General features: G+C 74.9%; 15 protein-coding genes and 1 pseudogene. 5 read left to right on the forward strand and 11 right to left on the reverse strand.

The genetic code is table 11. The annotated features are described in order from the left end of the window. Positions 1–173 precede the first annotated feature (173 nt). Together R4Z62_RS02695 and R4Z62_RS02700 are read left to right on the forward strand one after the other, a co-directional pair. Positions 174–1,274 (forward strand): baeRF3 domain-containing protein, encoded by a 1,101-nt coding sequence (locus tag R4Z62_RS02695; RefSeq protein ID WP_064531231.1) that lies wholly within the window; start codon positions 174–176, stop codon positions 1,272–1,274. A 123-nt stretch (positions 1,275–1,397) separates the two neighbouring features. Beyond that, positions 1,398–2,423 (forward strand): Gfo/Idh/MocA family protein, encoded by a 1,026-nt coding sequence (locus R4Z62_RS02700; protein WP_491519008.1) that lies wholly within the window; start codon positions 1,398–1,400, stop codon positions 2,421–2,423. Between the two features lie 98 nt (positions 2,424–2,521). Here the strand turns inward: R4Z62_RS02700 and R4Z62_RS02705 are convergent, their stop codons facing one another. Both R4Z62_RS02705 and R4Z62_RS02710 read right to left on the reverse strand, forming a co-directional pair. Beyond that, complete coding sequence (locus R4Z62_RS02705; protein WP_018569431.1) at positions 2,522–2,935, reverse strand: SsgA family sporulation/cell division regulator; 414 nt, start codon at positions 2,933–2,935, stop codon at positions 2,522–2,524. 862 nt (positions 2,936–3,797) lie between these two features. Continuing rightward, on the reverse strand, positions 3,798–5,291 hold the full coding sequence (locus tag R4Z62_RS02710; protein ID WP_491519009.1) for a DNA-binding protein NsdB: 1,494 nt from the start codon (positions 5,289–5,291) through the stop codon (positions 3,798–3,800). 234 nt (positions 5,292–5,525) lie between these two features. Between R4Z62_RS02710 and R4Z62_RS02715 the strand changes: the two genes are divergently transcribed. Then, positions 5,526–6,665: an aminoglycoside phosphotransferase family protein gene (locus R4Z62_RS02715; RefSeq protein WP_491519010.1), complete on the forward strand. Its 1,140-nt coding sequence runs from the start codon at positions 5,526–5,528 to the stop codon at positions 6,663–6,665. A gap of 278 nt (positions 6,666–6,943) precedes the next feature. Continuing rightward, positions 6,944–8,944 carry an N-acetylmuramoyl-L-alanine amidase gene (locus R4Z62_RS02720; protein ID WP_491519011.1) on the forward strand — a complete coding sequence of 667 codons (2,001 nt, stop codon included), beginning with the start codon at positions 6,944–6,946 and terminating at the stop codon, positions 8,942–8,944. Between the two features lie 64 nt (positions 8,945–9,008). On the opposite strand, the gene R4Z62_RS02725 is transcribed toward R4Z62_RS02720, so the two are convergent. The 5 genes from R4Z62_RS02725 to R4Z62_RS02745 form a co-directional block, all read right to left on the reverse strand. Then, on the reverse strand, positions 9,009–9,506 hold the full coding sequence (locus tag R4Z62_RS02725) for a hypothetical protein (protein ID WP_064531237.1): 498 nt from the start codon (positions 9,504–9,506) through the stop codon (positions 9,009–9,011). A gap of 1,232 nt (positions 9,507–10,738) precedes the next feature. Then, entirely contained in the window at positions 10,739–11,653 is a 915-nt protein-coding gene (locus tag R4Z62_RS02730) for a universal stress protein (protein WP_491519012.1), read from the reverse strand. 135 nt (positions 11,654–11,788) lie between these two features. Then, the gene (locus tag R4Z62_RS02735) at positions 11,789–12,031 is read right to left on the reverse strand and encodes a DUF397 domain-containing protein (RefSeq protein ID WP_018569437.1); all 243 of its coding nucleotides are present in this window, start codon (positions 12,029–12,031) and stop codon (positions 11,789–11,791) included. Between the two features lie 91 nt (positions 12,032–12,122). Beyond that, positions 12,123–12,854: an alpha/beta fold hydrolase gene (locus tag R4Z62_RS02740; protein WP_355484226.1), complete on the reverse strand. Its 732-nt coding sequence runs from the start codon at positions 12,852–12,854 to the stop codon at positions 12,123–12,125. 37 nt (positions 12,855–12,891) lie between these two features. Further along, positions 12,892–13,758 carry an alpha/beta fold hydrolase gene (locus tag R4Z62_RS02745; RefSeq protein ID WP_491519013.1) on the reverse strand — a complete coding sequence of 289 codons (867 nt, stop codon included), beginning with the start codon at positions 13,756–13,758 and terminating at the stop codon, positions 12,892–12,894. 169 nt (positions 13,759–13,927) lie between these two features. Between R4Z62_RS02745 and paaK the strand changes: the two genes are divergently transcribed. Next, positions 13,928–15,220: a phenylacetate--CoA ligase PaaK gene (paaK, locus tag R4Z62_RS02750; RefSeq protein ID WP_491519014.1), complete on the forward strand. Its 1,293-nt coding sequence runs from the start codon at positions 13,928–13,930 to the stop codon at positions 15,218–15,220. Here the strand turns inward: paaK and R4Z62_RS02755 are convergent. The 4 genes and pseudogenes from R4Z62_RS02755 to R4Z62_RS02770 form a co-directional block, all read right to left on the reverse strand. Then, positions 15,192–15,527: pseudogene (locus tag R4Z62_RS02755) on the reverse strand (GNAT family N-acetyltransferase); the annotation flags it as partial. The gene paaK and the pseudogene R4Z62_RS02755 overlap by 29 nt on opposite strands. Before the next feature lie 44 nt (positions 15,528–15,571). Continuing rightward, complete coding sequence (locus tag R4Z62_RS02760; RefSeq protein WP_491519015.1) at positions 15,572–16,495, reverse strand: recombinase family protein; 924 nt, start codon at positions 16,493–16,495, stop codon at positions 15,572–15,574. Between the two features lie 230 nt (positions 16,496–16,725). Beyond that, the gene (locus tag R4Z62_RS02765; protein ID WP_491519016.1) at positions 16,726–17,703 is read right to left on the reverse strand and encodes an NADP-dependent oxidoreductase; all 978 of its coding nucleotides are present in this window, start codon (positions 17,701–17,703) and stop codon (positions 16,726–16,728) included. Then, complete coding sequence (locus R4Z62_RS02770; RefSeq protein WP_491519017.1) at positions 17,700–18,608, reverse strand: alpha/beta hydrolase; 909 nt, start codon at positions 18,606–18,608, stop codon at positions 17,700–17,702. The genes R4Z62_RS02765 and R4Z62_RS02770 overlap by 4 nt, the downstream gene beginning before the upstream one ends. Positions 18,609–18,660: the final 52 nt, after the last annotated feature.

An 18,660-nucleotide genomic window follows, 5' to 3' on the forward strand; every position in this document is an offset into this window, starting at 1 on the left:
CACCGGGAACCGGCCACCGGCAAAGACTTCTCCAACGGCCACCTCCGGCCACCCGCCCGTATGCGATCCGGCGGACGGCCGGGGCAAGCGGGAGCCCGGAGCGACGAGTTACCCCCGAGCGGGACCTGATTACTCCAAATGCCCGATACGTGAATCGGCCCTATGGTGCTGTCATGGAGCACGATCTGAGTCCCGCGACCCTCGCCGAGCTGCGGCGCCCGCGCAGCTATCCCGCCGTGTCCGTGCTCACGCCGACACACCGCAGGGAACCCGACAACGCCCAGGACCGGGTCCGGCTGCGCAATGCCGTGGCCGAGGCCAAGAAGCAGCTGGAGACCGATCCGGCGGTCACCCGGGAGCGCCGCGCCGACGTCGAACGCCAGCTCGACGAGGCACTGGCCGAGGTGGACCTGACCTACGCGGAGGACGGACTGCTGATCTTCGCCGCCCCCGGCGAGCACCAGGTGTGGTCGCTGGGCCGCAGCGTGCCGGAGCGGGTGGTGCTCTCGGACACCTTCCTCACCCGCAACCTGGTCTCCGCGAACGCCGCCGAGAGCCCCTTCTGGGTCCTGTCGGTCTCCGCCGACCGGATGACCCTGTGGAGCGGCGGCGGGGGCCGGGTCGCCGAGGACCGCACCGGCGGCTTCCCGCTGACCCGGGACCTCACCGAGAACTTCGACGCCGAGCGCCAGGAGCGGACCGGCGACGCGCCGAGCACGTTCCGCGACGAGCGCACCCGCCAATTCCTGCGGGAGGCGGACACCGCGATGGGCGCGGTGCTGCGCGAGCGCCCGCGGCCGCTCTACGTCACCGGTGAGCCGGGCGCGCTGGCCGTCCTCGACGAGTGCGGCGGCGTCGCCCGGCACGCGGTGCACGTCCCGCACGGCGGGCTGGCGCACGCCACGCCCGAGGCCGTGCGGCGCGCGCTGCAACCGGTGCTCCGGGCACGGGCCCGCGAGGAGACCGACGCCGTCACCCGGGAGCTGGAGGCGGCCCGCGGGCGCAAGGAGTTCGCGGCCGGCGTCGACGAGCTGTGGCGCAGCGCCCGCGAGGGACGGGTGCGGCTGCTGGTCGTCGAGGAGAACTACCGGGTGACCGTGCGCGACGACGCCGGGGACCATCTGGTCCCGGCGGCGGGCGGCGATCTCGACGCCCGTGAGGACATCGTGGACGAGATCGTCGAGCAGTGCCTGGAGACCGGGGCCGAGGTCCGCTTCGTCCCGGACGGCACCCTCGGCGAGGAACAGCGCATCGCCGCCGTGCTGCGCTACTGAACCCTCCCCCGGCCGCCCCGGCCGAACCCGCCCGCCCCGGCCCCCGCTCCCCCAGCTCCCTCCTCGCCGGCGTCTACGCTACGGCGGAATCCGTCGACAAGGGCCGGCAAGGAGGGAGCGCACGTGGGCGAGCTGCTGGGGGTGGCCGTACTGGGTGCCGGACACATGGGCGCCGATCACATACGGCGTCTTGACCGGGTGGTGAGCGGAGCCAGGGTCGCCGCCGTGGCCGACCCGGACACCGCGCGGGCCGAAGCGGCAGTGGGCGGCATCGAGGGCGCCTCGGTGCACGGCGAGGCCGTGGCCGCCCTGGACGCGCCCGGGGTGGACGCCGTACTGATCGCCTCACCCGGTCCGGCGCACGAGGAGGCGCTGCTCGCGGCCTTCGCGCGGGGCCTGCCGGTGCTGTGCGAGAAGCCGATGGTGCCGGCCCCGGCCGGGGCGCTGCGGGTGGTGGAGGCGGAGGCGCGGCTCGGGCGGCGGCTGGCGCAGATCGGCTTCATGCGGCGCTACGACACCGGCTATCTGCGGCTGAAGGCCCTGCTGGACGGCGGGGAGTTGGGGCGCCCCCTGATGCTGCACTGCACGCACCGCAATGTCTCCTCGCCGCCGCACTTCACCAGCGCCATGCTGATCAACAGCTCGGTGTCGCACGAGATCGACGCGGCCCGCTGGCTGCTCGGGCAGGAGCTGACCGCCGTGACCGTGCTGCGTCCGGCGTCCTCCGCCCGGTCACCCGAAGGGCTGGCAGACCCGCAGTTCGTGCTCTTCGAGACGGAGCGGGGCGCGCTGGTGGACGTCGAGGTCTTCGTCAACTGCGGCTTCGGCTACCAGGTGCGCTGCGAGGCGGTGGGCGAGACGGGCAGCGCGCGGATCGGCGACGACCACGGGATGCTCGTCACCGCGCGGGGCCGGGCGCGCGAGGAGGTGCCGCAGGACTATCTCGTGCGCTTCGCCGACGCCTACGACCGCGAGGTGCAGTCCTGGGTCGACGCCACCCGGGGCGGGCGGGTCACCGGTCCCGGCGCGTGGGACGGCTATGCCGCCTCCGTCGTCGCCGAGGCGGGCGTCCGCTCGCTGGAGAGCGGGGGCCGGGTGCCGGTCACCCTCGCCCCGCGCCCGGGGCTGTACGGGCCGGACGGCCGCTGAGCGCGGGCACGCCGCGTGGGAGCGTCGTGCGATGGCGCAGTGCGGGAGCGCGGTGCGGGGTCCCATGCGGGACGGGGCGCCGCGCTGTCCGGTGCGCTTCACACCGCGCCGAACAGCGCGGTCAGGCCCCGGTCGACGGCCGCGCCGACGTCCTCCTGGCCGGCCGCGACGACCGCGTAGCTGCGCAGCAGGAAGCGGTGGAGCGCCGGGGTGTCGAACTGGAGGAGGGCCATGCCCGACCTGGAGTGCAGTTCGACCGCGGTCCGGGCGTCGCCGCAGGGCCAGAAGTGCACGTCGCCCGCCCCGGCCGGCTGGCCCAGCCCTTCTTCGAGCAGGGTGCGGGAGAAGGTCCAGGTCACCTCCTCCCCGTCCAGTGACGCCTCGGGCGGGAAGTCCACGTGCACGGCCAGCGGATCCACGGAGGCGTAGCGGAGCGTGGCGGGGACGGGGAGTTCCTGCCCGTCCGCGGTGATCAGGCGGGCGCGGGCGGACTGTTCGAGGGTGATGTCCATGGTCGGTCTCCCCTGCGGGTCGGAGGTCGGCCGGTTCTGCCGTGTGTTCTTAGGAGCCCGTAGGTGCCGTTCGCATTACGCCTGACCGCCCCCCAATTCATGTGACCTGCGTCACTCCGGCCGTGCCGGACTGCCGCATGCCGCGAGCGGAGGGTGTCGCACTGTCGAACGCACACGCGAACGGCGCCTCCGGCAGCTCGACGGTCCGTCGGAATACGTAGACGTCATACGCTCCAGTCAGCGGATGCAGTACGCGGACGACGGAGGCCGAGCCGCTCCGAAGAGACTGTGGCATATGCCAGAAGCACCACCGTATCGGGTGTCGCCGAATCCCTTACGGGCCGCCGTCCGCTGTGCCACAGTCGTAGCGGGCCCTTCTTTCGCGGGCCCCTCTCCTGCCGCGCGATCCCCGTCCCCGTATCGGAGTGCGCCATGCCGTCCCCCTGCCCGCGGACCGCTCCCCCGGCCCACCGCCGGGGCGCGCCCGGACCGGCGAGGGACGGGAGGGGGCCCGGCGCGGACGGGACAGAGCCCGGCGGGACCGCACGCCGGACACACCCTCCGGCCCGGCGGCCCGCTCCTGCCGCGCTCCGGTGCCGGGGCACGGCTGGGCGGCGGACGTGAGCCGGCTGCCGCCGACGCCCGCACCGCGGTCCGCCGCCGCGCGCGACGCGCGCGAGGGCGCACGGGCGGTCCGGTCCCGGAGGAGTCCGGCGCGGCCGTGCGCGAGGACGGCACCGGTGTGCTCGCCGCCCGGATGACGTCCCGGTCGGTCCCGGTCGGCGTGACGGCATGACGGTGGGGCGGTGGTGGGATCCGGTCCGGCACTTGCCCGTACGGCGGACGCGTCCGGGCCCGCCCGCTACACCGGTGTGCCGCCCGCGCCCTTGCCCCGGGGCCGGGGCATGGCGAGGCGGATCTCCTCGCGCAGCTCGTGGATCCTCGGATACCCGGCGTACTGGGCGGTGAGCCGGTACATCTCGCGCAGCCGGTCCCAGGTGCGCCGCGAGGAGTTGGACCCCATCGACATCAGGGCCAGCCGCGCGTAGCGGTCCGCCTGCTCCGGGTCGTCCGCGATGAAGCAGGCGGAGGCCATGGACAGATGGTCGAAGATCTTCGACCGCTCACGGCCGTCGATCCGCAGCGCGAGCGCCTTCTCCGCGTAGTGCTGGGCGTGCACGGCCGCGTCCGGGTCGAACTCCGCCAGCGTGCGGTAGGCGAGCGCCTGCATCCCGTACAGGTCCTCGGCCTTGAAGGTCTGCATCCAGGGCAGCGGTTCGCCGTCGCCCCTGTCGGCGACGAACAGGTCCTCGGCGCGGCCGAGGGTGCGGCGCATGGCCTGTCCCTTGCCCATCGCGGCCTGCGCCCAGGCCTCGATGGTGTGGAACATCGCCTTGGTGCGCGGCTGGAGCCGGTCGCCGGAACCGGACTGGGCGAGCTTCATCAGGTCCAGCGCCTCGTCGGGCCGGCCCAGGTGCACCTTCTGGCGGGCCGCGCGCGACAGCGCCTCACCCGCGCGGGGCCGGTCGCCGCCCTCGCGCGCGGCGTGGGTGGCGATGACGAAGTACTTCTGGGCGGTGGGTTCCAGGCCGACGTCGTGCGACATCCAGCCGGCCAGGACGGCGAGGTTGGCGGCGACGCCCCACAGGCGCCGCTGGAGATGGGCGGGGTGGCGGTAGGCGAGCATGCCGCCCACCTCGTTGAGCTGGCCCACCACCGCCTTGCGCTGGAGGCCGCCGCCGCGCGCGGCGTCCCAGGCGCGGAACACCTCCACGGAGCGTTCCAGTTCCTCGACCTCCTCCGCCCCGACCGGGGCGGCGTCGTAGCGGTCGAATCCGGCGGGGTCGGCGTTGAGGGGGTGGTCGAGTGGGGGGGCGTCGCCCGTCAGGGCCGGTTCGGTGTGCAGCCAGTCGTGCAGGGCACCGCTGAGTGCTGATCCCGCGGTGAGCGCGGCACCCGCGCCCACCAAGCCGCGTCGGTTGAGCATGAGGTCCATTCCCGTGAATTCGGTGAGGACCGCGGCGGTCTGCTCGGGCGCCCACGGCATGCCGTCGGGATGTTCCGCTTCCCCGTCGCCCTGCCGTCTCCCCGTGCGCCCGTGCCGTACCAGACCGAGATCCTCGATGGTCACGACACGGCCGAGACGCTCGGTGAACAGGGCCGCCAGCACCCGTGGCACGGGATCGCGCGGGATCTCTCCCCTGTCGATCCAGCGCCGTACCCGGGAGGTGTCGGTCGCCAGCTGGGGGTGGCCCATGGCCGCCGCCTGCCGGTTGACCAGCCTCGCGAGCTCCCCCTTGGACCAGCCGGCCAGGCCGAACAGATCCGCGAGACGGGCGTTGGGTTGTCCTGTCACGTCAAGCCCCCAGGTACTCGGCTGAGTTGACAGTAGCCCCGGTGAGAGTTGCCGGGCGACTATTCGCCAGGGTTCGCCAGGGCACGCCACATGGTGTGCCACGGGGCGACCGGTGTCAGGTAGGAAAGCGCCGCCCCGACCCGGTCGCCAGGGACATTCCCCAGGGTGCACCCGGGCGTCCGGGCCGGGCAGCGCACTTCGAGCAGCAGGCACACGAAGGGATCTGTCTCGCCCATGTACGCAGCATCGTCCTCCGTGTCCGCCCCGCCCCGGCCGCTGCGTCCCCGTCCGGGCGTCGGCGGCCCCCTCCTCGACCCCGCGCGTCCGCCGGCCCCCGTGCTCGGCGTGGGCCGGCCGCGACGCGCCGCGGGGCTCGGCACACCACCCCTGAGCGGGAGGCTCGACCTGTCCGGCCCGCAGGGCGCGCCCCTGCGCACCGCCCTCGCCTCGGTGCAGCGGATCTGTCCGGAGTTCGCACCGGTCCAGGTGCTGCGCCGCAGCGGCCGCTCCGTGCTCCTGGTCGGCACGACCGGGCGCGCCACGGCGGTCGCCAAGTGCTTACTGGACCCGTCCCGCGAGTGGGCCGAGCGGTACCGGCACGAAATAGCGGTCTACCGCTCGTTCGTCCGGCACCGGCCCCCGGTCCGTGTGCCCCGGCTGATCGCGGCGGACCCGGACAACTGCACCCTCGTCATCGAGCGCGCGCCGGGCCGGGTGGCCGCGCTCCAGCGGCACCCGTCGCAGACGCCGCCGCGGGCGGACATCCGCGCGGCCCTCGGCGCGCTGTGCCGGCTGAACACCTGGCGGCCGCCCGCGGGGACGTTCGACGCCCCGCTGGACTACGCCGCCGAGATCGCCCGCTTCCACGAGCTGGGCCTGCTCACCGACCGCGACATGGGCGACCTCCAGAAGCTGCTGCACGGCATCGCGCACGCGGCGGGCCGGCAGGGCATGGCCCAGTTCTGCCACGGCGACGCGCTGCTCGCCAACATCCTGCTCTCCCCGGCCGGCCCGGTCCTGGTGGACTGGGAGCACGCGGGCTGGTACCTGCCGGGCTACGACCTGGCGACGCTGTGGTCCGTGCTCGGCCAGGCGCCCGAGGCCCGGCGGCAGATCAGCCAGCTCGCCCAGGTGGCCGGACCGGGGGCGCGGGACGCCTTCCTGGTGAACCTGATGCTGGTGCTGACCCGGGAGATCCGCACCTACGAGACGGCGGTGCAGCGCTCGATGCACGACCCGGCCCCGGTGGCACCGGGCATGCCCCACCCGGCCGCCGCCCCGGCCGGCGAGGAGCAGCGGCTGCTGCTGCGGCGGCTGCACGACGACTGCCAGCTGGCGCGCCGGGCCGTGCGCGCCGCGGTCGGCACCCGCTGAGGGCACACGAGGGAGGTCCGCGGCACCCCGTCGGGACGGGGTGCCGCGGACCTCCCTCGTGTGCGCGGCGGGCACCGGTGCACGCCGACCACAGGTGTACGCCACTGACGCGCCGCAGGCCCGCGCGGCGCCGCGGCGAAACTCGCCGGGCCCCCGCCTGACATGGGAAATCGCCTCCTCGCGCGCATGATTGACGGATCGTCGGACAGCCGGTACCACTGACCCACGCCGGCCCCGCACGCCCCGTCACGCACGCCCGAGCGCCCCAGGAGGCAGCATTGCGAGGATCCGTCAGCGACTCCGACCTCACCGGGGGCCGCAGAGCCACGCCGGGGCGGGCCGCCGCGCGTACGGCGGGCGGCGCCCTCGCCTGCGCCGCGCTGCTGCTGCCGCTGCTGGGCGCCCCGTCCGCGGGTGCCGCGGACGACACCGGCCGGCTCCAGCGCGCGTTCTCCGCCGCGGCCGAGCGCTACCACGTACCGCTCAGCGTCCTGCTGGGCGTCTCCTACCTCCAGTCCCGCTGGGACGGGCACGCCGGGGCCCCGAGCGTGAGCGGCGGCTACGGCCCGATGCACCTCACGGACGCCCGGACGGCGCTGGCCCGCGCCGGGGAGCACCACGGCGACGGGGCCGAGGACCCGCGCGGTGACGATGCCCGCCCCGCCCTGCACCCGGCGGCACCCGCCGCCGTACCGGCGGACTCCGCGCTGCCGGACCGGCTGAAGACCCTGCCCCGGGCGGCCGCCCTGACCGGGACGCCCGCCGAGCGGCTGCGCGCGGACGCGGCGGCGAACATCGCGGGCGGCGCCGCCCTGCTGGCCGACGCGCAGCGGCGGCTGGGCGAGCCGCTGAGCGCGGACCCCGCCGCCTGGTACGGGGCGGTGGCCCGGTTCTCCGGCGCGCAGGACAGCGGCACGGCGGCGGCCTACGCCGACGACGTGTACGCCGTGATCCGCTCCGGTGAGCGGCGCACCACGGACGCCGGGCAGCGCGTCGTGCTCGCGGCCCGGCCGCGGCTGGCCCCCGACCGGGCCCTGCTGGCGCGGACCGGGCTCGCACCGGCCTCCTCGGCCGGTACGGAGTGCCCCGCCTCGGTGTCCTGCGAGTGGGTCCCGGCGCCGTACCAGGAGTTCGGCACCGACGACTACGGCAACCACGACCTGGGCGACCGGCCGAGGTCCGAGCGGATCCGGTACATCGTCATCCATGACACCGAGGGCCGCTGGGACGGTGTCCTCAACCTGGTCCAGGATCCGACCTATGTGTCGTGGAACTACACGCTGCGCTCCACCGACGGGCACATCGCCCAGCACGTGGACAACAAGGACGTGTCCTGGCACGCGGGCAACTGGTACGTCAACGCCACGTCGATCGGGCTGGAGCACGAGGGCTTCCTCGCCGATCCGGACGCCTGGTACACGGAGGCGATGTACCGCTCCTCGGCGCGGCTGGTGCGCTATCTCGCCGGGAAGTACGGCATCCCGCTGGACCGGCAGCACATCCTGGGGCACGACACGGTGCCGGGTCCGACCGCCGGGGCCGTCCCGGACATGCACACCGACCCCGGCCCGTACTGGGACTGGCGGCACTACTTCGAGCTGCTGGGCCGCCCCTTCGTGCCGACCGCGGGCAGCGGCGGCGGACTGGTGACGATCCGCCCGGACTACGCGGCCAACGGGACGGAGTACACGGGCTGCGTCACCGCCGGGACGCCGTGCGCGGCGCACGGCTCCAACGAGGTGCGGCTGTACACCCGGCCGGACGCGTCCGCCCCGCTGGTCAAGGACATCGGGCTGCGTCCGGGCGGCGGTGGCTCCACGACCGATGTGAACGACGTGGCCTCGCGGGCGGAGACCGGCCAGCAGTACGCGGTGGCCGGGCGGCAGGGCGACTGGACGGCGATCTGGTACCTCGGCCAGAAGGCATGGTTCCGCAACCCCGCGCGGCAGGCCACCGCGGTGAACGCGGCCGGGCTGGTGGTCACGCCGAAGCCGGGCGTGGCCGGTGTGCCCGTGTACGGCAGGGCGTACCCGGAGAAGGAGGCGTATCCGGCCGGGGTGCCGGTGCAGGCCGTGACACCACTGCCGTACACGCTGCCGGCCGGCCAGCGGTACGTGCTCGGGGACGCGGTGCCCGGTGAGTACCTGTACTCGGTCACGTTCACCACCGACTCGCACCGGGTGGTGGTCGGCAAGGACCTGTACTACGAGATCCAGTTCGGCCACCGGGTGGCGTTCGTCCGGGCGGCGGACGTACAGGTGCGGCCCTCGGGCCGGTGACCGCGTGCGGGGCCGGCCCCCTTCGGGAGGGGGCCGGCCCCGCACGGGTGTGCCGGTCGGCTGCTCAGCCCTGCTGGAACAGCTCGGCGGGCAGCGGCTTGAGCAGCGCGTACAGGTCGTCCGTGATCGGGCGGTCCCAGGCGGCGATGGTCACCAGGACGCCGTCGCTGCGGTCGAACTGGACGCAGGAGATCCGGCTCTCGGAGAGCTTGAGGCGGCGCACGATCAGCAGATTGTCGCCCTGGAGCACCGGCATGTCCTCGGTGCCGACGACGGTGATCTCCTCGTCGTTCTCCAGGGCCAGCAGCAGCTGGGCCACCTCGAAGGGCACCTCGCCGTCGGGGACCTCGCGGGCCGGGGAGCCCTCGGGGAGGTTCCCGATGATCATCGCGGTGCCGCGGCCGCCGAAGAGGTCGTAGCGCAGGAACACGCCCTGGCAGGTGCCGTCGGGCGCGGGCAGCAGCCCGGCGCCCAGATTGCCGGGCCAGTCGCCCGGGTCCATGGCCAGAACGTCGAAGTCGGGCCCGGCGGGCGTGGCGCTGCGGCGACGGAGGAACGACATGCCGCCATGGTACGTGTCCCGGCGTGCCGCGCGACGTGCGGGCGGCCTCCGTCCGGGGCGGACCTCACCCGGAACCGGCCGGTCCGCCGTCGCGGCGCCCGCTCGTGCCGGCCGGGGGGGGCGGGGTGTGCGCGCAGCCGCGCGCGGTCGGGGCCCGCGAGGAAGGAGGCGGCGGCCTGGGCGAGCGCCGCGGTGAGGTCGCCGGTGCCGTGGGCCCGGCGCAGGGCGCCGGGCGCCGGGCGAGGAACCGGCCCTCGTGTTCGGTCCGGTGGTCCGGTGGTCCGGCGCAGGACGGGCACGGTGGGGGTGCGCGCGGCGGCGTCGAACCGTCCGGCCGCTTCGGGCACGGGCAGCAGCCGGGTGGCGGCGGCGGGGCGGGGGCGAGCGCGGCGGGCCGGACGGCACGGGCGAAGAGCGCCCGCACGGCGACCCGCGGACGGCCGCCACAAGGGCGTCGGCGGCGTACGCACCGGCGCCCGGGAGGACGTCCGGACAGCCCGCACCCGGGCGGCGGGCCCGGCGGCGTCGGCCGGCTCGTCCAGGACACCGCCGACGCCGTCGTGGCGGAGGGTCAGCACGAGATCGAGCGCGCGACGGGTGCCCCTGCCGGGCGGTTCCTGTATGCGGACGGTGGCGGACGGGCCGGTGCCCGTTGATCGGGTACGGATGCGCCGGGCGGTCCGGCGAGCGACACCGGGCCTCCGGGCCTCCGGGCCTCCGGGCCTCCGGGCCTCCGGGCGTGGTGTAGGGCGGCCCGCTGCGCCACCCGGCTGGCGGCACGGCGTCCCCCGCCGATCGGGCCGGGACCGGGCCCCAGCCCCGGCCCCACAGCCTGGTCCCCGATGAAACCCGTACGGATACGCCCAGCGATCCGACCGCCGACACCCAACCGCCGGACGTGGTGCACAACGGCCCGCCGCACCACCGGCCGGTAGCACGGCGTCCCCGCCGATCGAGCCGGGACCGGGCGACGGCCCCGGCGCGCCCGCCGGTCCTCCGCCCGTGCGGCGGACCTCGGCGCCCGGCCCCGCCTCATCGCGCCGTCTCCCGGTACACGCCCGCCCCGGCCGCCCGGACGGGCGGGAAGTCATCGCACGGACTTCGCCGGGCGGCGCCGTCCGGCGCTCCGCGTGACGTGTCGCCGCACGCCGGGGCCCCGGTCCACGGCGGCGGAAGGCGGGGCCCGGCCGCCCTCGTCCGGCCGCCGCACCGGCGGAGCCCGGCGGTGCGTGTCACTCCTCGGGCGGGGACGGCGGGATCACCGCGATGGGGCCGGGGGCGTGCAGCAGGACCGCCTGGGTGACGGAGCCCATCATGCGGGCGGGCGCCAGCAGGCGGCGGCGGTGGCGGCCGACCACGACGAGTTCGGCGTCGCGGGAGGCGCCGACCAGCCGGCCGGCGGCGTCGCCGGGGAGGACCTGTACTTCGGCGGGTACATCGGGGTGCCGGGTCCGGTGCGGGGCGAGGAAGCCGTCGGCGAGGGTGCCGACCTCGCTCTCCACCTCGTCCTGGGCGATCACCGGCATGGGCACTTCCCCCGCCGCCGCTCCCCAGGTGCGCACCGGCCACGGATAGGCGGTGACCACCTGGACGCGGGCCCCGCGCAGGGCGGCCTCGGCGAAGGCGAAGGCGAGCACGGCGTCGTCGGGGCTGTCGACGTTCAGACCGGCGACCACCCGCGGCCCGGGGGCGACGGCCGGGGCTTCGTCGTCGTCGACCTCGCGTCCGGGCCGGGGCACCACGACGACCGGGCACTCCGCGTCGCGCGCGGCGGCCAGGCCGTTGGAGCCCAGCAGAAGGCTTCTGAAGCCGCCGCGGCCCCGGGAGCCGAGCACCAGCAGCCGCGCGGTCGCGCCGAGTTCGGGCAGCAGGGCGCCGGGCAGCCCGTCGAGTCCGTCGTACCCGACGTCCGTCCCGGTGTCGCCCCGCGCCGCCACATGGGCGCGGGCCGCGTCGAGCACCTCGTCCCCGGCGTCCGCGGGCGGCCCGGTGACCAGGACGTCGGGCTGGGTCCAGGGGGCGTACTGGCGGACGTGGACGACGCGCAGCGGCGCCCGGCGGCGCCGGGCCGCGTCCAGCGCCCAGTCGAGGGCGCGCAGGCTGTCGTCGGAGCCGTCGACCGCTGCGACGACCGGCGGAGTGCTCATGGGTACCTCATCTCCGGAGGGCGGCCTTCCCTGCCGCGCCAGCCTGGCAAAGGCGTCGGCGCGGACCGGGCTTTGAAGGTCGCGTGTCCGGAAAACCGGCGGGAACACCCCCGGTTCGGCCTCCGGCGCCCCCGCTCAGGTGAGGTCGAACTCCCCTTCCCGTGCGCCCGAGACGAACGCGCCCCACTCCGCGGGGGTGAAGATCAGCGAGGGGCTCTCCGGGCGACGGCTGTTGCGCATCGCGATGAACCCCTCGACGAAGGCGATCTGGACATCCCCCAGGCCACGGCTGCTGGACTGCCACTCGGCGCTGGTGAGGTCCAGCTCGGGCTTGTCCCATCCCGCGAGCGGGTGCTGCTGGACAGTGCTCTCGGCCACGTCCGTGCTCCTCCCGATTCCGTCGTCCGCGGCTCAGCCTAGCGATCGGGTGGCATCGCCGACAGGCCATCCGCGCGGGGCGTCCGGTCGGTCAGGAAGGACGGCAGGGGAGGCCGGTCAGGAAGGGTGTCACCACGGAGAGGAACTCCTCGGGCCGCTTCGCGTGCACCAGGTGCCCCGCGTCCACGGTGACGACGCGGGCGCCGGGGATCAGCGCCGCCAGGCCGGTGACCTGGTCCTGGGGGACGGAACTGGACGCCCCGCCCGCGACCAGCAGCGCGGGCGCGGTGATCCGGCCCATGCCCGCGGCCCAGGCGGGGTCGGGCGCGTTGCGCTGGCGGTCGGTGGCCAGGATCATCTCCCAGTCGTACGGCAGTTCGCCGCGTGGCCGCGCGGCCGGCGGCCGGGGCGGGTCCAGCGGGAGCGGCACGGGCACGTCCTCCAGGACGAGCCGCCGTACGCGTGCGGGCGCGTGCTGGGCGATCAGGCAGGCGACGGCGCCGCCCAGCGAGTGGCCGACGACGTCGGCCCGTTCGGCGCCGAGCACGTCGAGGAGGCCGAGCACGTCGTCGCGCAGCGCCTCGTGGGCGTAGGCACCGGGCCGGTCCCCGAGCCGGCTGCTGCCGCCGTGGCCGCGCAGGTCCGGGGCGTAGAGGCGGCACGGACGCGGTCCGCCCGCCAGGCGGCGCGCGATCGGGGCCCAGTCGCTGCCGTCGGCGCCCCGGCAGTGCAGCAGGACCACGGGCGGCGCGTCCGCCGGGCCCCAGGCGCGGTAGGCGAGGGTGATGCCGTTGACGTCGGCGGTGTGCGGTCCGGTGTCCATGCGGGGACGGTAGCCGGGGCGGACGGCGGCGGCGCCGTCATTCTGCCGACGGCGAAGGGGCGGCCCGCTCGCCGGCGAGGAAGGCCGCCACCCGCCGTACGAACCACCGCGGGCCGTCCAGCCACGGATAGTGCCCCGCGCCCGGCTGGAGGGCGAACTCGGCGTGCGCGAACGCGGCGGCGGCGCGGCGGGCCAGGTCCGGGCGGGGGCCGCCGTCGAGTTCCCCGGCCAGGACGAGGACGGGCGCGGTCAGCGCGGTGAGCGCCGCGCGGGTGGCGGCCGGGTCGAACGCGGCGTCGGCGAAGTAGCGGTCGGCGGCCTCCTCGTTGGTCTGCGTCTGCTCGGCGTCGGCGTGCGCGCGGATCTCCTCGTCCCAGCGGCCGTGGAAGAAGGGGGTGAACACGTCGTCGTACGGTCCGTCGCCCGCGAGCCAGGCCGCCAGCACGGGGTACGCCCGCTCGAACCACGGTTCGCCGCTCCGCAGCCGGGCGGCGGCGAGCCGGTCGGCGGGGGCCGGGCTCAGTCCGAGCGGGCGCAGGGCGGCGCTGATCAGGGCGAGGCGGCCGACGCGCCGGGGCCGCTGGGCCGCGTAGAGCGTGGCGAGGCTGCCGCCGGCCGAGTGCGCGAGCAGGTCCAGCCGCTCCAGGCCCAGATGGACGCGGAGTGCTTCGATGTCGTCGGTCTGCCGGTCGCAGCGGTACGTCGCCGGGTCGGCCGGGGCCGAGGAGGCGCCGGTGCCACGCAGGTCGAGCAGGACCAATCGGCGGTGTGCGGTGAGCCCGCCCAGGTCCCCGAGGTAGGCGGAGGCCCGCATCGGCCCGCCGGGCAGCACCACCAGCGGGTCGCCCTGACCGCGCAGCCGGTAGGCGAGGCGGGTTCCGTCGGGCGCGGTGAAGGTCGGCATGGGCCGATCCTGGCCGGTGGGGAGGGCGGGCCGCCAGGGATTTTCCCCGCAGGGCTCTTGCCTGCGGCGCCTCGGCCTGGATTACTGATCTCCAACATCTCGACCGAATGATCGGTCGTTCAGTTGACCCGATTGTCATGCTTTTCGTAGTAGGTGAGGGAGAGACCCGATGGCGGATGCGGCATGTCTGCTGGACGCGGGGGAACGGCTCGGCGTCGAGGAACTGCGCGCGCTCCAGCTGGAGCGGCTGCGCGCCTCGCTGCGGCACGCGTACGAGAACGTCCCCTTCCACCGGGAGTCCTTCGCCGCGGCCGGGGTGCACCCCGACGACTGCCGTTCGCTCGCCGACCTGGCCCGCTTCCCCCTCACAGCCAAGGACGACCTGCGCGCGCACCACCCGTACGGGATGTTCGCCGTGCCCCGGGAGCGGGTGCGCCGCCTGCACGCCTCCAGCGGCACCACCGGGCACCCGACCGTCGTGGGCTACACGGACGGCGATCTGTCGATGTGGGCGGACATGATCGCCCGTTCGCTGCGCGCGGCGGGCGCCCGGCCCGGCGACGTCGTCCATGTGGCGTACGGCTACGGGCTGTTCACCGGCGGCCTGGGCGCGCACTACGGCGCCGAACGGCTCGGCTGCACGGTCGTGCCCGCCTCGGGCGGCATGACGGCCCGTCAGGTGCAGCTGATCCAGGACCTGGAGCCCCGGATCATCATGGTCACCCCGTCGTACATGCTCACGCTGCTCGACGAGTTCGAACGGCAGGGCGTCGATCCGCGCGGCACCTCGCTGCGCGTGGGGGTGTTCGGGGCGGAGCCGTGGAGCGAGGAGATGCGGCGCGAGATCGAGGAGCGGCTCGGGATCGACGCGGTCGACATCTACGGCCTCTCGGAGGTGATCGGGCCGGGGGTGGCGCAGGAGTGCGTGGAGACCAAGGACGGCCTGCACATCTGGGAGGACCACTTCTACCCGGAGATCGTCGACCCGCTCACCGGCGAGGTGCTGCCCGAGGGCGAGGAGGGCGAGCTGGTGTTCACCTCGCTCACCAAGGAGGCGATGCCGGTGATCCGCTACCGCACCCGGGATCTGACCCGGCTGCTGCCGGGCACCGCGCGGTCCTTCCGGCGGATGGAGCGGATCACCGGCCGCAGCGACGACCTGGTGATCCTGCGCGGGGTGAACGTGTTCCCGACGCAGATCGAGGAGATCGTGCTGCGCACCCCGGGCGTCGCACCGCACTTCCAGCTCCGGCTCACCCGCGAGGACCGGCTCGACGCCCTCACGGTCCGTGCCGAGGCGCGGCCGGGCGCCGGGCCCAAGACGCGGGAGGCCGCGGCCCGCTCGATCGCGGCGGCGGTCAAGGACGGAGTCGGGGTGTCGGTCGGGGTGGAGATCGTGGAACCGGAGTCCCTGGAGCGGTCGGTGGGCAAGATCAGGCGGATCGTGGACCTGCGCCCGTGACCCGGAAGCGGGTGTGCACATGTCCCGCGCGCGGGTACGCCGGCGGCGCGGCGGGGAGCGCCCCGGTCAGCTCGTAGCCGCACTTGGCCGCGACCCGGCAGGACGCCGTGTTGTCCTCCTGGTGCCGCAGGACGAGCCGGGCCGGTCCCCGGGCGCCGAACGCCGTGAAGGCCCAGCCGGTGAGCGCGTCGAGCGCCCGGGGCGCCACGCCCCGGCCGCGCGCGTGGGCGGCGGTCCAGTAGCCGACCTCGGCGGACGGGGAGCCGGGGGCGACGTCCTTGAGGACCACGTGCCCCGCCAGGCACTCCCGGCCTCGGGGAACATCGGTACAGCGGTTGGCGCTGAGAATGATCATGGTCTTGGCGTGAGGGCGCTGACCCGGTTCTCGTACTCACGGCGGGCCTTGCGCTGGGCCGGGACCGCGGGGAGGCCCTGGCCGCCGTCGAGCGGCTGGCAGCGGGCGAGGAGCTGGCGGTGGACCTCGGCGGTGGCGCTGACGCGCAGGGTGTAGCCCTGGCCGCGCCGTACGGTCACCCCGTGGTCGAGCGCGGTGCGCTCGGCAAGCTCCAAGTCGACCGTGCGGAGGTAGTCGGCGACCTTGCCCGGCATGTCGAGGGCGACCGGAAGCTCCGGGGCGGGGGCGTCCTCCGTGGTGACGGTGTGGTCGGGCAGAAGGTCAGCGACGGCGGTGCGGACCGCGCCGCGGCTGACACCGTGGTCACGGGCGAGTGCGGCGATGGAGCGGCCTTCGAGGTACGCCCTGCGTACGACGCCGGCCGCCCCAGCCCCGATGGCGGGGCGGCGGCCGCCCTTGCTGCCCTTGGCCTCGGCGGCGCGCAGTCCGTCGTAGGTCAGCTCGCGCTGGAGGTCGCGTTGGAGTTCGCCGGCGGCGGCGAGGGTCTGCACCATGAACTTCACGGTGGACAGCAGCTCGCCGGTGCGCGGGTGGCGTGCGGTGAGGTCCATGGCGGAGAACGCGCCGTCGTGGATGCGAAGCGCGAGACGGTCACGGTGCAGGACGTCGAGCACGTCGAGGATGTGCTGGTTGCCGCGTACGAGGCGGAACATCTCGGAGATGTGCACCGTGTCGCCCGGCCGCGCGTAGGTGAGCAGTTCGCCGAACCTCGGGCGCTGGAGCGGGTGGAGGCGGCTGGAGGTGCCGGGGGCCTCCTCGAAGACGACCGGGTCCTCGATCCCGGCCTCGGCTAGGATGAGGTCCTGCCGGGCGGTGGACTGCTGGTCGGTCGAGACCCGCTTGTAGATCAGGTTCGCCACCGAGGGGCCCCTTCCGTACGGAGGATCGCACTCTTCTGTCGTCAAACCCTGTCAGCAATCACCATCGGATCTGATTGGATTCGCGCCGAGCAATACCGGTTTCCTGGACCGCTCCTACTCGGACCCCGACACCGCCGCGGGGCTGCCTGATGCTGGGGGTTGCTCGCCGGAGCCGCCGCGGAGAAGGTACTGGGCCCTCGTTGAGAGCTCCGCACCCGCCTGAGCCAGCGTCACCTGCGCTCCGTTCGAGCGTCGTTGCTCTCGATGCTGTGGGGGACGGCGTTTGGGAGGAGGACGACCTTGCCCAGAGGGTGGTCGTGTTCCAGGTGGGTGAAGGCCGCCCGGACCTCTTCCAGCGGGTGGGTCCGGCTGATCGGCACCTTGATCCGGCCGGCCGCCGTCAGCTCGGCCAACTCGGTCAGCACCGCCCGGCTGGTGCCCTCGGCACTGCCCTGTGCCCGGGCGCCGAGCGCGGCGGCGACGCCGTAGTCGAGCGTGTTGACCTTGCGGGGCAGCACCCCCAGGGAGAGCGCGATTCGCGGGTAGTCGCCGCCGTGGAAGTCGAGGAAGGCGTGCGCCGTGTCGGCCCCGTCGCCCTCAATCGTCCGGCGGAGGCGTTCGGTGACTCCACTCCCGTAGTGGACGAGGGTGGCGCCCTGGGACTCCAGCCAGTCCCGGTGCCGCGGGGAGGCGATCGCGACCACGTGCGCCCGGCGCAGGCGCAGGAGTTGGACGGCGATGGTGCCGACTCCGCCGGTGGCCCCGCTGACCACGACCGTCTTGCCGGCCCCCGGGTCGACAGCGGTGATTCCTGCCCAGGCGGTGCTGCCCGCGACGTAGAGGGCGCCTGCGGCGGTCCAGGGGAGCCCGTCGGGCTTGCGGACGAGCTGGTCGTGCGGGACGACGACGTACTCGGCGTGGCTGGACCGCTCCCAGGACCAGCCGAGAACCGGGTCCCCGGGCGCCCAGCGGGTCACTGCGGCCCCGGTCGCGGCGACGGTGCCGGCGAGGTCGCTGCCCTGTCCGGAGGGGAACGTCGCGGGGAACCGCTCGTGCAGGGATCCGGTACGGATCTTGGCCTCACCCGGGTTGATCCCGGCGGCCCGCACCTGTACCAGCACGTCGCGTGGGCCCAGCGGACGCGGTTCGACGTCCTCGACGCCGAGCACGTCGATGTCTCCGTAGCGGTGGAAGCGTACGGCTTTCATGGGCGTCCCTCCGGCTGGATATGGCCGTTGACGAAGGCTGCGACCTGGTCGAGAGCCTGCGCCGCCTCGTCGACGAGCGGGGCGAAGCCCTGGAAGACGTGCGGCGCTCCGGGGAAGGTCCGCAGGGTGACCGGAACGTCGGCGTGGGCGGCCCGCGCGGCCAGCCGCAGAGCGTCGTCGAGCAGGATCTCCCGGCCGCCGGCCTGGATCAGCAGCGGTGGCAGTCCGCGCAGATCGGCATGCAGCGGGCTGGCCAGCGGGGTGCGTGGATCCGCCCCGGCGAGGTAGTCGGCGGCCCTGGTCCGAAGGGCCCGACGGGTAAGCGCCGGATCCGCCTCGGCCCGGGTGGTCATGGTGCCGCCGGACTGGGTGAGGTCCGTCCATGGGGACAGGACGGTCGCGGACGACGGCTGCGGCAGCCCCGCGTCCCGGATCGCCAGCAGCAGGGCGAGGGCGAGGCCGCCGCCGGCCGACTCGCCGGTGACCGCGATCGAGCCGGCCGGGACGCCTCGGTCGAGCAGCGCCCGGTAGGCGGCCAGCGCGTCGTCCACCGCGGCCGGGAAGGGATGCTCGGGGGCGAGCCGGTAGTCGACGGACAGCGCGGTGGCCGCGGTCCGCCGGGCGATCTCGGAGACCAGGCCGACGCTGGCGGCGGCGGAGCCGATCGCATAGGCGCCGCCGTGGAAGTACAGCACGGTGGCGGCCGTCGGCGCGGCGGCGCCGGCGCGCACCTCGACGGCGGGTACCCCGCCCAGGTCGGTGATCCGGGTGCGGACGTCGCCGGGCAGCGGCGCGGCGCCGAGTATCTCGTCGAAGACGCGGCGCATCTTCGCCACGTCGCCGCCCAGGTCCAGCGGCGAGTTCAACAAAAGGTCGGAGACGGAGTCCAGCTGACTGCGGGTCATGTCGTCGTTTCCTTGCGAGGGGAGGTGATGCGATCGGTGACGGAACGGGTGC

The organism is Streptomyces sp. PL-25, assembly GCF_058344915.1.

Bases quoted from the DNA above. Each gene is read 5' to 3' on its own strand.
- R4Z62_RS02745 (WP_491519013.1), bottom strand. From the start codon at position 13,758: ATGCCGACCTTCACCGCGCCCGACGGAACCCGCCTCGCCTACCGGCTG.
- R4Z62_RS02725 (WP_064531237.1), bottom strand. From the start codon at position 9,506: ATGTCGTTCCTCCGTCGCCGCAGCGCCACGCCCGCCGGGCCCGACTTC.
- R4Z62_RS02715 (WP_491519010.1), top strand. From the start codon at position 5,526: ATGTACGCAGCATCGTCCTCCGTGTCCGCCCCGCCCCGGCCGCTGCGT.
- R4Z62_RS02740 (WP_355484226.1), bottom strand. From the start codon at position 12,854: ATGGACACCGGACCGCACACCGCCGACGTCAACGGCATCACCCTCGCC.
- R4Z62_RS02730 (WP_491519012.1), bottom strand. From the start codon at position 11,653: ATGAGCACTCCGCCGGTCGTCGCAGCGGTCGACGGCTCCGACGACAGC.
- R4Z62_RS02770 (WP_491519017.1), bottom strand. From the start codon at position 18,608: ATGACCCGCAGTCAGCTGGACTCCGTCTCCGACCTTTTGTTGAACTCG.
- R4Z62_RS02695 (WP_064531231.1), top strand. From the start codon at position 174: ATGGAGCACGATCTGAGTCCCGCGACCCTCGCCGAGCTGCGGCGCCCG.
- R4Z62_RS02705 (WP_018569431.1), bottom strand. From the start codon at position 2,935: ATGGACATCACCCTCGAACAGTCCGCCCGCGCCCGCCTGATCACCGCG.
- R4Z62_RS02765 (WP_491519016.1), bottom strand. From the start codon at position 17,703: ATGAAAGCCGTACGCTTCCACCGCTACGGAGACATCGACGTGCTCGGC.
- paaK (WP_491519014.1), top strand. From the start codon at position 13,928: ATGGCGGATGCGGCATGTCTGCTGGACGCGGGGGAACGGCTCGGCGTC.